Origin of the sequence: Modicisalibacter xianhensis (assembly GCF_900113605.1) — a bacterium.
GTDB classification, from domain to species: Bacteria; Pseudomonadota; Gammaproteobacteria; order Pseudomonadales; family Halomonadaceae; genus Modicisalibacter; species Modicisalibacter xianhensis.
In genome coordinates, this window is sequence record NZ_FOPY01000001.1 from 352,053 (window position 1) to 369,246 (window position 17,194).

General features: G+C 63.4%; 12 protein-coding genes. 5 read left to right on the forward strand and 7 right to left on the reverse strand.

Annotated elements, in window-relative coordinates; genetic code table 11:
- Nucleotides 1–3 precede the first annotated feature (3 nt).
- Nucleotides 4–2,271 carry a phosphoenolpyruvate--protein phosphotransferase gene (gene ptsP, locus BM194_RS01615; RefSeq protein WP_092842912.1) on the reverse strand — a complete coding sequence of 756 codons (2,268 nt, stop codon included), beginning with the start codon at nt 2,269–2,271 and terminating at the stop codon, nt 4–6.
- Nucleotides 2,272–2,321: 50 nt separating this feature from the next.
- Complete coding sequence (locus BM194_RS01620; protein WP_092842914.1) at nt 2,322–2,813, reverse strand: RNA pyrophosphohydrolase; 492 nt, start codon at nt 2,811–2,813, stop codon at nt 2,322–2,324.
- Between the two features lie 161 nt (nt 2,814–2,974).
- Here BM194_RS01620 and BM194_RS01625 point away from each other — a divergent pair, with 161 nt between their 5' ends.
- The 5 genes from BM194_RS01625 (at nt 2,975) to BM194_RS01645 (ending at nt 11,385) form a co-directional block, all read left to right on the forward strand.
- Nucleotides 2,975–3,628 carry a histidinol-phosphatase gene (locus tag BM194_RS01625; RefSeq protein ID WP_092842916.1) on the forward strand — a complete coding sequence of 218 codons (654 nt, stop codon included), beginning with the start codon at nt 2,975–2,977 and terminating at the stop codon, nt 3,626–3,628.
- Nucleotides 3,629–3,894: 266 nt separating this feature from the next.
- Nucleotides 3,895–5,403 (forward strand): malate dehydrogenase (quinone), encoded by a 1,509-nt coding sequence (gene mqo / locus BM194_RS01630; RefSeq protein WP_177223310.1) that lies wholly within the window; start codon nt 3,895–3,897, stop codon nt 5,401–5,403.
- Between the two features lie 274 nt (nt 5,404–5,677).
- Nucleotides 5,678–7,072, forward strand: a complete 1,395-nt coding sequence (locus tag BM194_RS01635) for an FAD-dependent oxidoreductase (RefSeq protein ID WP_177223311.1) — start codon at nt 5,678–5,680, stop codon at nt 7,070–7,072.
- Between the two features lie 132 nt (nt 7,073–7,204).
- Nucleotides 7,205–8,296, forward strand: a complete 1,092-nt coding sequence (locus BM194_RS01640) for an efflux RND transporter periplasmic adaptor subunit (protein WP_092842923.1) — start codon at nt 7,205–7,207, stop codon at nt 8,294–8,296.
- Entirely contained in the window at nt 8,296–11,385 is a 3,090-nt protein-coding gene (locus BM194_RS01645; RefSeq protein ID WP_092842925.1) for an efflux RND transporter permease subunit, read from the forward strand. Before BM194_RS01640 ends, BM194_RS01645 begins: the two co-directional genes overlap by 1 nt.
- A 111-nt stretch (nt 11,386–11,496) precedes the next feature.
- Here BM194_RS01645 and rsd read toward each other — a convergent pair whose 3' ends face one another.
- The 5 genes from rsd to BM194_RS01670 all read right to left on the reverse strand — a co-directional run bounded on the left by rsd (nt 11,497) and on the right by BM194_RS01670 (nt 17,130).
- Entirely contained in the window at nt 11,497–12,000 is a 504-nt protein-coding gene (rsd, locus tag BM194_RS01650) for a sigma D regulator (protein WP_092842927.1), read from the reverse strand.
- Nucleotides 12,001–12,078: 78 nt separating this feature from the next.
- Complete coding sequence (locus tag BM194_RS01655; RefSeq protein ID WP_092842929.1) at nt 12,079–12,612, reverse strand: disulfide bond formation protein B; 534 nt, start codon at nt 12,610–12,612, stop codon at nt 12,079–12,081.
- Nucleotides 12,613–12,670: 58 nt separating this feature from the next.
- Nucleotides 12,671–14,281, reverse strand: coding sequence for a glutamate--cysteine ligase (gshA, locus tag BM194_RS01660; RefSeq protein ID WP_092842931.1), 1,611 nt, complete (start codon nt 14,279–14,281; stop codon nt 12,671–12,673).
- A 119-nt stretch (nt 14,282–14,400) separates the two neighbouring features.
- Entirely contained in the window at nt 14,401–16,749 is a 2,349-nt protein-coding gene (locus BM194_RS01665; RefSeq protein ID WP_092842933.1) for a Tex family protein, read from the reverse strand.
- Between the two features lie 141 nt (nt 16,750–16,890).
- The gene (locus tag BM194_RS01670) at nt 16,891–17,130 is read right to left on the reverse strand and encodes a DUF1127 domain-containing protein (RefSeq protein ID WP_218155342.1); all 240 of its coding nucleotides are present in this window, start codon (nt 17,128–17,130) and stop codon (nt 16,891–16,893) included.
- Nucleotides 17,131–17,194: the final 64 nt, after the last annotated feature.

Below are 17,194 nucleotides of genomic sequence, written 5' to 3' on the forward strand. Positions count from 1 at the left end.
GTGTCAATGCTCGTCCTTGGGCGGCAATAAATGATCCAGTTGCCAGTCCGAAAAGCATTTTCCCAGGTAAGAACGCACCTCCCTTGAGGTGGGCATCGCCAGGGTCTGGTCTACCAGATCGCGCGCCGACGCCAACGAGACACGCCGAATCGCCGCTCTCACGCGCGGCAGACTGGGCGCATTCATCGACAGTGCATCAAAGCCCATGCCCATCAGCAGCAACGCCCCTGCCGGATCGCCAGCCAACTCGCCACACACCGACGTAGGAACGCGCAACCGCGTCACCTCCTGCGCCAGGTACGCCAAGGCCGCCAGCACAGCCGGATGGCAGGAGTCGTAGAGCTCGGCGACGCGCGGATTGTTGCGATCCACGGCCAGCAGGTACTGGGTCAGGTCGTTACTGCCCACCGAGAAGAAATCGACACGTGCCGCCAAGGCCTCGAGCTGATACAGCGTGGCCGGCACCTCGATCATCACCCCGACCCGAGGCCGGGCGAGATGAATGCCCTCCTCGGCAAGTTCGATGAGCGCCCTGTCGAGCAGCCGCAAGGCAGCATCGACCTCATCGATGTTGGTGACCATGGGCAGCAGTATCTGCAGGTTGCCGAGCCCGTCCGAGGCACGCAGCATGGCCCGTAGCTGCACCATCAGCACTTCGGGATGATCCAGGGTGACACGGATACCGCGCCAGCCCAGGAACGGGTTGGCCTCGTTGATCGGGAAATACGGCAGATCCTTGTCACCCCCGATATCCAAGGTACGCATGACCACCGGCAGCGGCGCGAATCCTTCGAGCTGCTCGCGGTAGAGTCGCGCCTGCTCCTGCTCGCCGGGAAAGCGCTCGGTGATCATGAACGGCACTTCGGTCCGGTATAGGCCGACACCGCTGATGCGCGGCTTGAGTACGCCCACGGCATCCACCGCCAGCCCGGTATTGACCATCAGCGGCATGACATGGCCATCGGGCGTGCAGCTGGGCAGGTCCTGCTCGTGCTCCAGTACCTTGGCCAGCGCCTGCTCCTCGGCGATCAGGTGCTGGTAGCGCTTGATCAGTTCTTCGCCGGGCCGCACGAACAGGCGGCCACGGTAGCCGTCGAGTATCACCTGGGCACTGTTCAGCCGAGGCAGCGGCAGATCGACCATCCCCAGCACGGTGGGAATGCCCATCGCCCGAGCCAGGATCGCCACATGCGAGGTACTCGACCCGCGAATCGACACCAGGCCGGCCAGCTTCTCGCGCGGGACCTCGCCGAGCATGGTCACGCTGATCTCGTCGCCGACGAGAATGCAGCGCTCGGGGTAGGTATCGGGTGTGCGCGGGTTCTCTTCCTGCAGATGGGCCAGCACACGCCGCCCAAGGTCGCGAATGTCCGCGGCCCGCTCGCGCAGGTAGTCGTCATCGACACGCTCGAGATACTTGACGTGACGGCGCACTACGTCTGCCAGGGCCCCGGGTGCCCATTGCCCTTCGCGAATCCGCTTCTCCACTTCCTGGCCGAGCGACGCATCCGCCAGCATCTGCTCGTAGACGTCGAACAGCGCCAACTCCTGGGTCGTGATGCGACTGGCCAAGCGTTCGCTGGCGCCTCGAATCTCATTGCGCACCTGGGCGATGGCCTCGCTCAGGCGGCGCACTTCGTAGTCGACATCGGTGGGAATCAGGTCCGGCACGCTGTCCAGGTCCGCCGGCGGGGCAATCACCACGGCCTCGCCAATGACGATCCCGGGCGAGGCGGCCACTCCCTTGAAGGTCGCCATGCCATCGGCACGGGTCGGCCGGTTGAGCGTGCCCGTGGCCAGGGCATGCGCCAGCACGCCTGCGAGCTGTGCCGCCATGGTCACCAGGAAGGCTTCGTCACCCTCGTCGTAGCGGCGATTGTCCTTTTGCTGAACGACCAGGACACCGAGCATCCGCCGTTGATGGATGATGGGTACACCCAGGAAGCTGGAAAAACGCTCTTCGCCGGTTTCCTTGAAGTAGCGGAACAGCGGGTGGGCGGGGGCATCCTCGAGGTTGAGCGGCTCCTCGCGCTGCCCGACCAGCCCGACCAGCCCCTCGCCCAGGCGCAATGTGACATGCCCCACCGCCTGGGTGTGCAGGCCGATGGTATCCATGAGCACCAGGCGATCCTGAGCGGGATCGAACAGGTAGACCGAGCAGACGTCGGTCTGCATCGCCTTGCGAATGCGGCGGACCATGGTAGCCAACGCCGCCTCGAGACTTCGAGCTCCGTTGACCTCCTGAACGATGCGGCGTAGAACGTCGAGCATGGGCTTTCTTCTTTGTAATGATCGTCATGCCGTCGCGAGACTTCCCGCGATCAGCCGCCTCCCTGAGCCAGGCGCTGGACGCGTGGCGCCAGTTCCCGCAAGGCGCGGCGATAGACCTCGCGCTTGAAAGGAACTACCTGCCCCAACGGGTACCAGTAACTGACCCAGCGCCAGCCGTCGAATTCCGGCTTGGGCGTCGTGTCCATGCAGATTCGGCTATCCTGGCAACGAATGCGCAGCAGGAACCATTTCTGCTTCTGGCCGATACAAACCGGCCTCGATTGGGTGCGTATCATGCGCCGCGGCAGACGGTAGCGCAGCCATCCCCGGGTACAGGCCAGCATCTCGACATCGTCCGGAGTCAGGCCGATCTCTTCCTCGAGTTCGCGATAGAGTGCCTGTTGCGGAGTCTCGTGCGCCTTGATGCCTCCCTGGGGAAATTGCCATGCATTCTGTCCCACCCGACGCGCCCACAGCAGTTGCCCTTCATGGTTGGTAATGATGATACCAACGTTGGGGCGGAAGCCGTCAGCGTCTATCACGGGCTTCACCTTATGAAAAACCAGTATTGAAGCCATTCTTCCACAAAGCTGGAAAGCGCATCAATACAGGGGATGCCAAGCGGTGTGCATGGATTCGCGGTTCTGCAATAATCGGCGCCGGTGCCGCCAACCGCCATCGTTCACGCAACGGGAGAATCCCCTTGAGTCTGGCCATTTTCGATCTCGACAACACCCTCATCTCCATCGACAGCGATCACGCCTGGGGGCAGTTCCTTGTCGAGCAGGGCGCCGTCGACCCCGTCCGCTATCACGAAGCCAACGAACGCTTCCTCGAGGATTACAAGAACGGCACCCTCGATATACACGCCTATCTGGAACTGGCGCTGAAACCCCTGGCCGAGTACAGCCGCGAGCAACTCAACGCTTGGCACCAGCAGTTCATGGCGAGCAAGATCGAACCGCACATCCTGCCCAAGGGCGAGGAACTGCTGGCGCGTCACCGTGAGCGCGGCGACACCCTGCTGATCATCACCGCAACCAACCGATTCGTGACCGGCCCCATCGCCGAGCGCCTGGGCGTCGACGACCTGATTGCCGTCGAGCCGGAGTGCGTCGATGGTCGCTATACCGGCCGGGTACACGGCACGCCCAGCTTTCGGGAAGGCAAGGTCGAGCGGCTGGAGACCTGGCTATCAAGGAACGCGACCTCGCTGCACGATGCCTGGTTCTACAGCGACTCCCTCAACGACCTGCCGCTACTGGAAAAAGTCGATCATCCGGTCGCCGTCGACCCCGACGACACCCTGCGCCGGGAAGCCGAACGTCGCGATTGGCGAATCATCAGCCTGCGATAGATAAGTTTCATCAGCATTTTCATACTGCACCGCACCATCGACAAGCGTCAGCAAAAGCAACTTAACCTGTTGGTTTCGTTGCTTTTTTACTCCGCCTTCAACGCTAAGCTTTTGCTTATAGCCAGCCGAGTAACCATAAAGTACACCTTTGGCATAGGTCGTTTTTCCTATCAAAGCGTCTATAATGAGCGCCAATTGCTCTTTACGGGTCACCGCGTATCGAAAAGACGCACCGGACCCAGACGACTCCCTGATGATTACCGCCAATGGTTGATAACGTTATGGATGAGACAGTCGATGTCTTGCTGGTAGGCGCGGGGGTGATGAGCGCAACGCTTGCCACCCTTCTCCATGAACTGGAACCGGAAGCACGCATCGAGGTTCTTGAGCGGCTCGATTCCACGGCCAGTGAAAGCTCGTTCGCCTGGAACAACGCTGGCACCGGCCATGCCGGCCTGTGCGAGCTCAACTACACCCCGCAGACCAGTGATGGCTCGGTCGACATCCAGAAAGCCGTCAAGATCAACACCATGTTCGAGGAGTCCAAGCAGCTATGGACCTACCTGGTGGAACATGGCGATCTCGGCGATCCCTCGCGTTTCGTATACCCGGTTCCGCACATGAGCTTCGTACGTGGGAAGCAGGATGTCCGTTTCCTGCGTGCACGCCATGAAGTCATGCAGGCGCACCCCTGCTTCGAGGCGATGAAATACACCGAGTCGCCCGAGGCCATCGAGCAGTGGGCTCCGCTGCTGATGAATGGCCGCCAGGCAAACGAGCCACTGGCAGCGACCCGGGTGGAATCCGGTACCGACGTCGACTTCGGCGCGCTGACCCGCCAGCTTCTGGCACGTCTCGAGACCGAGCCCGACGAGCAGGTTCGCATCAGTACCGGTCAGAAAGTCAGCGACCTGGAACGCAATCGTGACGGCAGCTGGACCGTCAAGGTCGACACCAACGGTGGCGAACGACGGGTCATTCGTGCCCGTTTCGTGTTCCTGGGGGCCGGGGGCGCCTCCCTGCACCTGCTGCAGAAGAGCGGTATTCCCGAAGCCAAGGGATACGCCGGCTTTCCGGTCAGTGGCCAGTGGCTGCGCTGCGACAAGCCCGAGATCGTTTCCCAGCACAATGCCAAGGTCTACAGCAAGGCGCCTATCGGTGCGCCGCCGATGTCGGTTCCGCACCTGGATACCCGCAACGTCGACGGCACGCCATCGCTGCTGTTCGGCCCGTTTGCCGGTTTCACGACCAAGTTCCTGAAGACGGGGTCCGTGTTCGATCTGGCCAGGTCGGTACGCTCATCGAACCTGAGCCCGATGCTGGCCGTGGCGCGTGACAATTTCAGCTTGGTCAAGTACCTGCTCGATCAGGTACGCCTCTCGCATGGCGAACGCGTCGAGGAACTCCAGGACTTCTATCCGGCGGCATCGGTCGACGATTGGCGGCTCGAGGTCGCGGGTCAGCGCGTCCAGGTCATCAAGAAGGACCCCAGGAAAGGCGGCGTCCTGCAGTTCGGTACCGAAGTGGTGGCCTCGAGCGATGGCACCATCGCTGCCCTGCTCGGCGCCTCGCCGGGGGCATCGACGGCCACGTCGATCATGCTCGGGTTGATCGAACGCTGCTTCCCCGAGAAGTATGCCTCCACCGCCTGGCAGGAGCGCTTGAAGCAGCTCGTGCCCGCCCGTGCCGACACGCTCGCCGACCATGGCTCGCTGCTACGTGACATTCGTGCGCACACGCATCGCACCCTGAAGCTGAGCGACCCGGCCACCTGAGATATGAACGTCCTTGCAGCCCGGCCTCTCCTGGCGGATTGGTCGGGTTCAGCATTCTCTCCTATACTGGCAAGCATGTTGCGCTGCAACATTGCCAGACCCAACCAACCCACCAAAACTAACCGATTAGTCTAAATTACCGATACGAGTAGCGTCCTATACTCGTATCGAGTGTCTGCGATTCGCCTGACCGTCACGCGGCGCTCGGCAGGCCCGGACTCGTCTTCGCGAGGAAGCCGAGATCGAACGACTGCACCAACCAGAGCGTATAGCCATGTCCGAAGCGACTTACGACGTCCTCATCATCGGCGGAGGCGTGTCCGGTACCGCCCTGCTCTACGAATTGGCCCGATATACCGACCTCAAGTCGATCGGACTGGTGGAAAAGTACGATCACGTCGCGATCGTCAACTCCCACGGTCGCAACAACAGCCAGACCATTCACTACGGCGATATCGAGACCAACTATACCCTCGACAAGGCCCGCGTCACCAAGCGCACGGCCGGCATGGTGGTCAACTTCGCGACCAAGCTGCCTCCCGAGGAGCGCGATCGCGTCGTGTTCAGGTACTCCAAGATGGTGCTGGGTGTAGGCGACAAGGAGTGCGAGTTCCTGCGTACCCGGCATGACCGGTTCAAGGAACTGTTTCCCAACCTCAAGCTGCTGGAGCGTGCAGAGATCGCAGAGCTCGAGCCCAACCTGGTCGAGGGGCGCCGGAAAGAGGAACCGATCGTCGCGTTGGGCGCGCTCGATGAATACTCTGCGGTCAACTACACCACCCTATCCGAGGCGTTTGTCGACCAGGCGCAAAAGAGCGCCGCTGCCAAGCACATGCGGTGCGATGTCTTTCTCTCAACCGCCGTGGAACGAATCGTCGAGGAAGACGGCTGTTTCAAGGTCAGGACACCCAACCAGGGCACATTGACGGCACGCTATGTCGTGGTCAGTGCCGGTGGGCATTCGCTGCTATTCGCGCACCAGATGGGCTACGGCCTGGACAAGTCCTGCCTGCCCATGGCCGGTTCCTTCTATTTCACGCCCAAGGTGCTCAATGGCAAGGTCTATACCGTGCAGAACGAGAACCTGCCATTCGCTGCCGTGCATGGCGACCCCGACGTACTCGTCGGAGACAAGACTCGCTTCGGCCCGACCGCACTCATGCTGCCGCTGCTGGAACGCTACAACGGCAAGACGTTCTTCGACTTTCTGAAAGTGCTGCGCCTCGATCAGAACGTGGTCAAGGCCCTGTGGGAGTTGCTCAAGGTTCGCGATATCCGCCACTACATCTTCAAGAACTTCCTCTACGAGGTGCCCATCCTGCGCGAGCGGCTGTTTCTCAAGGACATCCAGAAGATCGTACCCAGCCTGACGGCCAAAGAAGTGTCCTTCGCCAAGGGGTTCGGCGGCGTGCGCCCCCAACTGATCGACAAGACCCGGCACAAGCTGGTCATGGGCGAAGCGAAGATCAACCCGGGTACCGGCATCGTGTTCAACATGACGCCCTCGCCGGGCGGCACCAGTTGCCTGGGCAATGCCGAGAAGGACATGTACCTGGCCAGGGATTTCCTGGGCTTCGCCATCGATACCGAGGCCTTCGAACGCGACCTGCTGAGTGGCGAGATGCCGCTCACCGAACTCGAGCGGCCGGAAGCCTCCTCATTGATGTAAGCTGTCCGTTGGCCTGGAACGCAGCCCCGGCCCCGCGCCGGGGCGCTACGTTGACAGTGCCTCGCTGTGCATCGACTATCACGGTCGAGCGACTTCATCAGCGCTTCCTTATTTCCTCGACCTGGATGCAAGATGCGCCACAAACTTACCCTTTCGCCTGCCCTGTTCGCCCTGGCTCTCGGCATTGCCCTGCTCGCCTGGCTGGCCTTCGGCAACATGCAGGAGTTTCGCGATAACGCGCCCCCGAGCGATGAACAGGCCGGCCAGGATCTGCCTCGTGTCGAAGTCAGGCTGTCACGTGCCGAAGCGTATTCGCCGCACCTCACCCTACAGGGGCAGCTAGAGCCGCGCCGCGATGTCACCTTGCGTCCGAGCCTGTCGGGGACCGTCGCTCGACTGCCCCAGGCCCAGGGCACACGCGTCGCGCAAGGCGACGTGCTGCTCGAACTGGAGCTGGAAGATCTGGACGCCCAACTGGCGCGCGCCAAGGCAGACCTCGAACTGCGTCAGGCCGAGCTCGAGGCCGGCCAGCGCCTGCGCAGCCGTGAGCTGGTCGCCGGCAACGAGTTGCTGCGCCTGCAGAGTGCCCTGGCCACGGCCAAGGCCGAATTGGCCAGCCTTCGCCAGCAGCAGGCCAACCTGCGTATCGTCGCACCGTTTGCCGGCACGCTCGATCGCCTGGACATCGATGAGGGCGATTACGTCCAGGCCGGCGAAGACATCGGACGTCTGATCGAGATCGACCAGCTGACGGCGGAAGCCTGGGCGCCCCAGCGACGCGCCTTGGCCCTCGAGGAAGGCCTACCGGTAACGGCGATTTTGCTCGATGGCAGCACCCTGCAGGGAGAGCTCAGCTACATCGCCAGCGGCGCCGACGAAGCCACACGCAGCTATGCCCTGGAAGCGAACATCGCCAACCCCGAGCGCCGCCGTATCGCTGGTGCCAGCGCCACGCTGGAAATCGCCCTGCCCGAACGGCAGGCCCATCGTCTTTCGCCGGCCCGGCTGGTACTCGATGAGCAGGGGCAACTGGGCGTCAAGCATCTGGCGCCAGACGACACGGTCGAGTTCACGCCGGTCAGCCTGATCAGTGCCGATGCCACCCAGGCCTGGGTGGCCGGGCTCCCCGAGGAGATCCGCCTGATCACCCTGGGCGGAGGCTTCGTCGACAACGGTGACGCTGTCGTGCCCGTGCCGGCCGATACCGAGGAAGAGCGGAGCTGATGCGCACCCTGATCCATGCCGCCCTGAACCGTACCCGTACCACCCTGCTGCTGCTGGTCTTCCTGCTGATTGCCGGGCTGGTGGCCTACCAGGCGATCCCCAAGGAATCCAACCCCGACGTGGCGATTCCGATGATCTACGTGTCGCTGGCCCTCGAAGGCGTCAGCCCCGAGGATGCCGAGCGCCTGCTGGTTCGACCGATGGAACAGGAGCTACGCGCCATCGAGGGATTGGAGAAGATGACCTCCCAGTCCAGCGAGGGACATGCCTCGATCACCCTGGAATTCGATGCCGGCTTCGATGCGCGCCAGGCGCTGGCCGACGTGCGCGAAAAGGTGGACATTGCCCGTAGCTCACTGCCCGACGAGGCCGAAGAGCCCCGCGTCATGGAAGTCAATGTATCGCTTTTTCCGGTGATGTCGGTGGGTCTGTCGGGGCCGCTGTCGGCCGCCGAACTGATGACCGTCGCTCGTGAGCTCAAGCAGGCCATCGAGGGTATCCCCCAGGTATTGGAAGTGGATATCGCCGGCGAGCGCGAGGATCTGCTGGAAATCGTCGTCGATCCGCTGGTCCTCGACAGCTACGGCGTCGATTTCGATACCCTGTTCAATCTCGTGTCACGCAACAACCGACTGGTCGCGGCCGGCAGCATCGACAATGGCGCCGGCCGCCTGACCATCAAGGTCCCCGGGGTGATCGAGAATCTGGAGGACATCCTGGCCACCCCGGTCAAGGTCGACGGCGACCGTGTCGTCACCTTCGGTGACGTGGCGATGGTTCAGCGCACACTGAAAGATCCCGCCGGCTATGCACGCATCGATGGTCAGCCGGCACTCGTACTGGAAATCTCCAAGCGCACCGGGGCCAACATCATCGCCACCGTGGACGCGGTCAAGGCGCTGCTTACCCAGGCCGAGTCGCGCCTGCCCGAGACGCTGGACGTCAGCGTCATCATGGACCAGTCGACCGACGTCGAGAACATGCTCGACGAATTGCTCAACAATGTGCTGACCGCCGTGGTACTGGTCCTGATCGTGATTCTTGCCACCATGGGGCCGCGCTCCGCCCTGCTGGTCGGCACGACCATTCCCGGCGCTTTCCTTGCCGGTATCCTGCTGATCTGGGCGATTGGCTACACGCTAAACATCGTGGTGCTGTTCGCCCTGATCCTGGTCGCGGGCATGCTGGTCGATGGTGCCATCGTGGTCGGTGAACAGGCCGACCGCTTTCTCGCCGAGGGACTGACGCCCCACGATGCCTGGGCGGGCGCAGCCAGCCGCATGGCCTGGCCGGTCATCTCCTCGACTGCCACCACCCTGGCGGTATTCTTGCCACTGCTGTTCTGGCCCGGCGTGGTCGGTGAATTCATGAAGTACCTGCCGGCGACAGTCATCCTGTGCCTGCTGGCCTCGCTGGCCATGGCCCTGGTCTTCCTGCCTACGCTCGGCAATCTGTTCAGCCGTCGCCGAGCCACTCACAGCGACACCGTGAGTGCCGGTGGACGGCTCTACCGCCGCACCCTGGGCAGTCTGCTGCGTCATCCCGGCTTTACCCTGGTGGGGGCGCTGCTGGTCATGGCAGTGATCTACATGGGTTACGCCCGATTCAACCATGGCGTGGAATTCTTCCCTTCGGTGGAACCGGACAGCGCCCAGGTGCTGGTACACGCCCGCGGCGACCTGTCGGTAGAAGAGAAGGATACCATCGTGCAACGTGTGGAAAGCCGCCTGGATGACATGAGCGAGGTCGAAGCGCTTTATGCCCGCTCCTTCGCGGTGCCCAACGAGCAGCTTGGGGTCGACGTCATCGGCCAGCTCACCTTCCAGTTGATCGACTGGGACAGACGGCGTCCGGCGGGCAGGATTCTTGCCGACATGGCCGAGCGCACCGAGGACATTCCCGGCATCCAGTTGGAGTTCCGCGAGCAGGAACAAGGGCCAACCAGCGGCAAGCCGATCCAGATCGAGCTGAGCGCCGACGACCCGGCCGCCATCGAGCGCGCCGTGGAACAACTGCGTGCCGCCATGCAGCGACTGGGCGGATTCCGAGATATCGAGGACAACCGCAGCCTGCCCGGCGTGGAATGGCGACTGCAGGTCGACCGCGAAGCCGCAGCCCGCTTCGGCGCGGATGTGACGACCATCGGCAGCGCCGTGCAACTGGTCACCAATGGCCTGCAGATCGCCACCTACCGGCCTCAGGATGCCACCGACGAAGTCGATATCCGGGTACGCCTGCCCGGTGCCCGGCGCAGTCTCGACCAACTACAGCGCATGACGATCAATACGGCGCGCGGCCAGGTACCGATCAGCCATTTCGTGACGCTGGAACCGGCCCCCAAGGTCGGCACGCTGCACCGGGTCGATGGTCAGCGTACCCTGACCCTGGAAGCCGATGTCACCCCGGGCCAGCAGGTCGATGAACGCATCCAGGCATTGAGCGGCGAGCTGGACTCACTGCCCGATGGCGTGCGCGTCGGATTTGCCGGCGAGCAGGAGGATCAGGCCGAGACCAGTCGCTTCCTGGGCATGGCCTTCGGCATCGCCATTTTCCTGATGGCGATCATACTGGTCACGCAGTTCAATAGTCTCTACCAGGCAGGCCTGGTGCTGTCGGCCATCGTGTTCTCCACGGCCGGGGTATTGCTCGGCCTGCTGCTCAACGCCCAACCCTTCGGCATCGTCATGGTCGGCATGGGCATCATCGCCCTCGCCGGTATCGTGGTGAACAACAACATCGTATTGATCGACACCTACAATCAATTGCGTAGCGAGGGCCTGAGCGCCGACGAGGCAGCGCTGGAAGCCGGTGGCCGTCGCCTGCGCCCCGTACTGCTCACGGCTGTCACTACCATCCTCGGGTTAATGCCGATGGTACTGGGGGTCAACGTGGACCTGCTAGGACCGAGCCTGGGCTGGGGTGCCCCCTCGACGCAGTGGTGGACCCAGCTATCCAGTGCCATTGCCGGCGGCCTGGGGTTCGCCACCGGCCTGACCCTGCTGCTTACGCCCTGCATGCTGCTGCTGGGCGCTCGCCTGGGTGAGCGCCTGTCACGCCGACGTCGCATGAGCCAGCCCGATTCTGGCTAGACGGGGAAATAGAACGCGAAAAGGCCCGTCGACAATGTAGTCGACGGGCCTTCTTGCGTTTGATGTTGCGTTTGGCGTGCCCCGACGAGCATCAGCCAGCGCGTCTCTCGATCAGAGAGTCGCTTGCGGTGCCGCCTCGGACGCCGGCGGCGGCGAATGCGACGCATGCAGGCGTTCGATGAACTCGTCTTCCAGGGCAAAGCGCTCGGTCATGCCCTTCTGCAGCCGCGTCAGCCAGGCCGGTAGCCGGGACGCGAAGTGCTGACAGCGTACCGGGGTGGAAAATTCGTTCTCGAACTCCAGCGCCATCTCGGTGGACCTCTCCAACCGCGACAGCAGCTTTTCCGCCACGGCCAAGGCCTCGCGATCGTCGAAGGCCTTGGCCTCTTCCCGCAGTTGCGGGTAGATCTCGAAATGCCCGGCACTGATGTAATCCATCAGCAGCTCGTTGAAGCGATCGATCCGTTCCTTGGGCACCGCTTCGCAATCGATCTCACAGGCTTCGTAAAGATCCATGAAAGCCACCAGCATCTCGTGGCGCTCTTCGAGCCAGTGATCGATGAGGCGATGCACACCACCCCAACGCTCCTGAGCCGTCTTGCAATCCTCCAGCATGGGCAGCCTCCCTTCGTCCTTGTCCCAGCGGGACACCCAGCGTCGCCCCAAGCCGCGTCGGTGTCAATCCTCTATCGTCTAAAGTCGTGCCGGACAAGCGTCACGTTGCAAAACGCTACGAAACACCATGCCCAAGGGAACCACGGCCAGGACCACGAAGCCGATCAGCGTCCATTGCGGCAGGGTCAGCCCCAGCCAGACGCCATCGATCTCGGCGCACTCGCCGGAGCCGGAGAGCACGCGTGAGAGTACGTCCCACACGGGCAGCACCTCCATCATGTAATCGAGTCCCGGGCCGCAGCTTGGCACCTTGTCGGGCGGCAGTGACTGCAGCCATACATGGCGCCCGGCGACGGCAATGCCAGCGCCTACCGCGGCCAGGCCCAGCACACCGTAGACACTGCCGCCCCAGCCGCGCGGATTATGGATCGCCGCAACCAGGAACACGGCCGCCGCCGACAGCACCGCGACACGCTGGAAAATGCACAAGGGGCAGGGTTCGAGGCCCACACCATATTGCAGCCACAGCGCAACGCCCATCATCAGGGCACAGAAGGCCAGTCCCACCATACTCCACTGGCGAATGCTCGCCCTGGACAGGACATTCCACATCGGGTCGATCTCCCTTGCAAAGAAACGGCCCACAGAGGTGGGCCGCCGGTTCGGTAGGTCAGACTGCGGCCTTTCGCCGGGGTTCACGCGCCCGGGCGAAATAGGCATCCAGAAAGTCGTTGAAGCCGTCTGCGTCGGCTGCCTCGATGTCCTCCTGCTGCTGATGGGACGTCTCGGTCAGTTGAGTGAACAGCGTGTCGCGCGCGCGATCCATGGGCTGGCCGCGGAAGAATGCCGCCTGCTCTTGCGCCTGCGCAAGGGTGTACTCGACGAATTCGCTGCCGGTCTCCTCGAGCGCGGCAAGCAGGCGACCGGAAGGCGTCTGTTCAGGATGGCCAAGCAGCGGGCGCAATGCATCCAGCGCCTCGACGTGATGCGTGGCGTTGCCTTCGATGGTGTCGAGCAGGGCCGCGACCTCGCGCATCTCATCGAAGATATGCCCGGCACGCTCGGCGAGTCGCTGCTCCCGGCCATCGACGGCCAGCGTCAAGGCCGGATCGCGCCCGGCATCGACTACCGCACGGCGGTTGTCGTCGAGCCGGTCGCATTCCTCGTCGGGTATCCACGGGCTCTCGGAAAGCAGGCACCACATCAGGAACGTATCGATGAAGCGCATCTGGGGCTCATCGATACCCAACGGCAGGAAGGGGTTGAGGTCCAGGCAGCGCACCTCGATATATTCGACCCCACGCGCTTCCAGGGCCTGGGTCGGCGTCTCGTCGTGGCGCGCAACGCGCTTGGGCCGGATGTCGCTGTAGTACTCGTTCTCGATCTGCAGGATATTGGCGTTGAGTTGTTGCCAGTCACCATTCTGGTTGACACCCAGGCGCTCATAGGCCGGCCATGGCGTGGTAATGGCGTGGCGCAGCGTGCCAACGTAGTTGGAGAGCGAGTTGAAACAGATCTTCAGTTGCGCCTGGACCTTGTTCTGGTAACCCAGATCGGACATGCGCAGGCTGGTGGCATAGGGCGAGACCAGCGTATCGCGGGCATGGGCGCGCAGCTTGTCGGGCACCGCCCCGGTCAGGAAACTGCGATCCAGCGCCGGCGAGGCACCGAACAGATACAGCAGCAACCAGCTGTTACGCCGGAAATTGCGAATCAGATCGAAATAGCGTCCGGAGCGATAGGCGTCGAGCGGCTTGTCCTCGGCCCCTTCCAGTTCACGTAGCAAGGGCCACATGTCTTCCGGCAACGAGATGTTGTAGTGCACCCCGGCAATGGCCTGCATGATACGCCCGTAACGGACATCCAGGCCCTTGCGATAGACATGCTTCATGGTACCGACATTGGAGTGGCCGTAGTCGGCGATCGGCACGCTGTCATTGCCCTGCAGGCGCGCCGGCATGCTCGCCGGCCAGATCAGTTCGTCGTCCAGATGGCGGTAGCTGAAGCGATGCAGGTCGGTCAGGAAGTCCAGGGCATCCTTGGGCCGACAGTACACCGGCGTGATGTACTCGAGCAGCGCTTCGGAATAGTCGGTGGTGATATGGGGGTGGGTCAGCTTCGACCCCAGCGCATGCGGATGCGGTGTCCGGGCGATGTTGCCCCGGGCATCCACGCGCAGCCCTTCCTTTTCGATACCGCGCCGCAACCGGCCCAGTAGGCCCTGGCGTGCCGGCCCCTTGAGCCGCGCAATGGCGTTGTCTAGTTGCTCGGACAAGATCACTACCCCTCGTTGAAGGCGGGTACGCCGGCGCGCGGCACGGCGATGCTGAAAATCAGATTATGGTGCCGCGCCGGGCCCTTTCAAGGCGCACTTCATTCACAGGCTAACAAAAGTGGCACTCATCGCTTTTTCCTGGCCTTGAGCAGCGCTTCTCCCAGCGCGCCCATCTGACCACCGCCGTTGCCAGCGCCCTGGCCTTGACCACTGCGTCGCGCCGGCTTGCCGCCTGGCGCCTTGGGGTTGCCTCCGGCCCCCTTGCGGGCCGTGGCCTCGCCCGGCTGGTCGTGCATGCGCATCGACAGGCCGATGCGTGCGCGCTCGATATCCACCTCCATGACCTTGACCTTGACGATGTCGCCGGCCTTGACCACCTGGCGTGGATCCTCGACGAAGCTGTCGGAGAGCGCCGAGATATGTACCAGGCCGTCCTGGTGCACACCGATATCGACGAAGGCACCGAAGTGGGTGACGTTGGTCACCGTGCCTTCGAGGATCATGCCCGGCTCGAGGTCCTTGAGCGTTTCCACGCCTTCGCGGAACTCGGCGGCCTTGAATTCAGGACGCGGGTCGCGCCCCGGCTTGTCGAGCTCCTTGAGGATGTCGGTCACCGTGGGCACACCGAAGGTATCATCGACGTAATCGGCGGGCTTGAGCGACTTTAGGAAGGTGCTGTCACCGACCAGGCTGGCCAATTCGCGCCCGCCCTTCTCGGCGATGCGGTTTACCACCGGGTAGGCTTCAGGGTGCACGGCGCTGGCATCCAGCGGATTGTCGCCGTTCATGATGCGCAGGAAGCCGGCACACTGCTCGAAGGTACGCGGCCCTAGGCGGCTGACCTCGAGCAGTTCGCGACGGTTGCGGAACGGCCCCTCGCTGTTGCGACGCAGGACGATGTTCTCGGCCAGGTTGGGGTTGAGCCCGGACACACGCGAGAGCAAGGCGCTCGAGGCCATGTTGAGATCGACCCCCACCGCGTTGACGCAATCCTCGATGACCGCCTCCAGGCTGCGCGAGAGCTGCACCTGCGAGACATCGTGCTGGTACTGGCCGACCCCGATCGACTTGGGCTCGATCTTGACCAGTTCGGCCAGCGGATCCTGCAGGCGGCGGGCGATGGAGATGGCGCCTCGGATGGTGACATCGAGATCGGGAAATTCGCGCGAGGCGTACTCGGACGCCGAGTAGACGGAGGCACCGGCCTCGCTGACCATGACCTTGGACAGGCGACGCTTGCCGGACAGCAGCTTGACCAGTTCCGCGGCCAGCTTGTCGGTCTCGCGGCTGGCCGTGCCGTTGCCCACGGCGATCAGCTCGACGCCATGCTTCTCGACCAGTGCGGCGAGGGTATCCAGCGATTCGCGCCAGCGGTTCTGCGGCGCGTGCGGATAGATCACCGCATGGTCGAGGAACTGACCGGTGGCGTCGACTACCGCCACCTTGCAGCCGGTGCGCAGCCCGGGGTCGAGCGCCAGGGTGGCCTTGGGGCCGGCCGGTGCGGCAAGCAGCAGGTCCTTGAGGTTGGCGGCGAACACATCGATGGCATCATGCTCGGCGCGCTCGCGCAGGCGTCCCATCAGCTCGGTCTCGAGGTGGGTGTAGAGCTTGACGCGCCAGGTCCAGCGCACCACTTCACGCAGCCAGCGGTCGGCGGGGCGGCCTTGGTCCTCGATGCCAGCATGCCGGGCAATGGCGACCTCGGCGGGATGCACCGCAGCCTCGTCTTCGCCGGGCAGCTTGATGGTCAGGCCCAGCACGCCCTCGTTACGCCCGCGGAACATCGCCAGGGCGCGATGCGAAGGCACCTTGGCCAGGCGCTCGTCGTGCTCGAAGTAGTCGGAAAACTTGGCACCCTCCTTCTGCTTGCCGTCGATCATCCGGGCGCTGAGTTCGCCTTCGTCCCACAGGCGATCGCGCAGCCGTCCGACCAGCTCGGCATCCTCGGCGAAGCGTTCCATGAGAATCTGCTTGGCGCCGTCGAGGGCGGCCTTGGCATCGTCGATGGCCGGAGTATCGCCATCCGCCGGGCGCAGGTAGCCCTGGGCCTCGGTCTCCGGGTCGAGGGTCGGGTCGGCCAGCAGCGCATCGGCCAGCGGCTCGAGCCCCGCCTCGCGCGCGATCTGCGCCTTGGTACGCCGCTTCTTCTTGTAGGGCAGGTAGAGATCTTCGAGGCGCTGCTTGGTTTCCGCCTCGCGGATCTGGGCCGCCAGTGCGTCGGTCAGCTTGCCCTGTTCATCGATACTGGCCAGTACCGCCTCGCGGCGCTCTTCCAATTCGCGCAGGTAGCGCAAGCGCTCTTCCAGCGTACGCAACTGGCCATCGTCGAGACCGCCGGTGGCTTCCTTGCGGTAACGGGAGATGAACGGAACGGTGGCACCGCCATCGAGCAGTTCCACGGCAGCCGCCACCTGATTGGGACGGACGGCGAGTTCGTCGGCGAGGCGCCGGATGATCTGGGCTTGAGCGTCCATAAGATCCTTGACGTGTTTCTGAACCTGGGTACAGCGCCGCCGGGCACTGCACAGGGCGCCGGCCTGGCCTTGGGCTCGGGCCGGCGCAGGAAATGGCGACAAGGTACCACAAAGCATCCCAAGGGCGCAGAGCCAGACACGTCAATCGCGTTCGCATCCGCGATCGTCCCAGAAGGGACGGCTCGCCTCGCGCTCGATATCGGCCCGCGACAGGCCGATGTCCTTGAGCGTTGCATCGCTCAGTCGCCAGAGTTCCTGACGTTCGTGACGCACTTGCTGCCAGCGGCGCAGTCGTCTGAGCAGGCGCCGCCAGCCCGGTGCCATGGTGCGGTGGGTATCGCCTGACCTGGTAGCGTCCAGAGTTTCGTTGCAGAGTGCCATGAGCGTTTCCTCCTGTGGTGATGGAGGAAGTGTCGGCGGCAGGCTAAAATCAATCCAACGAATG

What these genes read in the sequence shown, in the direction of transcription:
- BM194_RS01665 (WP_092842933.1), bottom strand. Translation starts at nt 16,749, where the DNA reads ATGGACGCTCAAGCCCAGATCATCCGGCGCCTCGCCGACGAACTCGCC.
- BM194_RS01655 (WP_092842929.1), bottom strand. Translation starts at nt 12,612, where the DNA reads ATGTGGAATGTCCTGTCCAGGGCGAGCATTCGCCAGTGGAGTATGGTG.
- mqo (WP_177223310.1), top strand. Translation starts at nt 3,895, where the DNA reads ATGGTTGATAACGTTATGGATGAGACAGTCGATGTCTTGCTGGTAGGC.
- BM194_RS01640 (WP_092842923.1), top strand. Translation starts at nt 7,205, where the DNA reads ATGCGCCACAAACTTACCCTTTCGCCTGCCCTGTTCGCCCTGGCTCTC.
- ptsP (WP_092842912.1), bottom strand. Translation starts at nt 2,271, where the DNA reads ATGCTCGACGTTCTACGCCGCATCGTTCAGGAGGTCAACGGAGCTCGA.
- BM194_RS01645 (WP_092842925.1), top strand. Translation starts at nt 8,296, where the DNA reads ATGCGCACCCTGATCCATGCCGCCCTGAACCGTACCCGTACCACCCTG.
- BM194_RS01635 (WP_177223311.1), top strand. Translation starts at nt 5,678, where the DNA reads ATGTCCGAAGCGACTTACGACGTCCTCATCATCGGCGGAGGCGTGTCC.
- rsd (WP_092842927.1), bottom strand. Translation starts at nt 12,000, where the DNA reads ATGCTGGAGGATTGCAAGACGGCTCAGGAGCGTTGGGGTGGTGTGCAT.
- BM194_RS01670 (WP_218155342.1), bottom strand. Translation starts at nt 17,130, where the DNA reads ATGGCACTCTGCAACGAAACTCTGGACGCTACCAGGTCAGGCGATACC.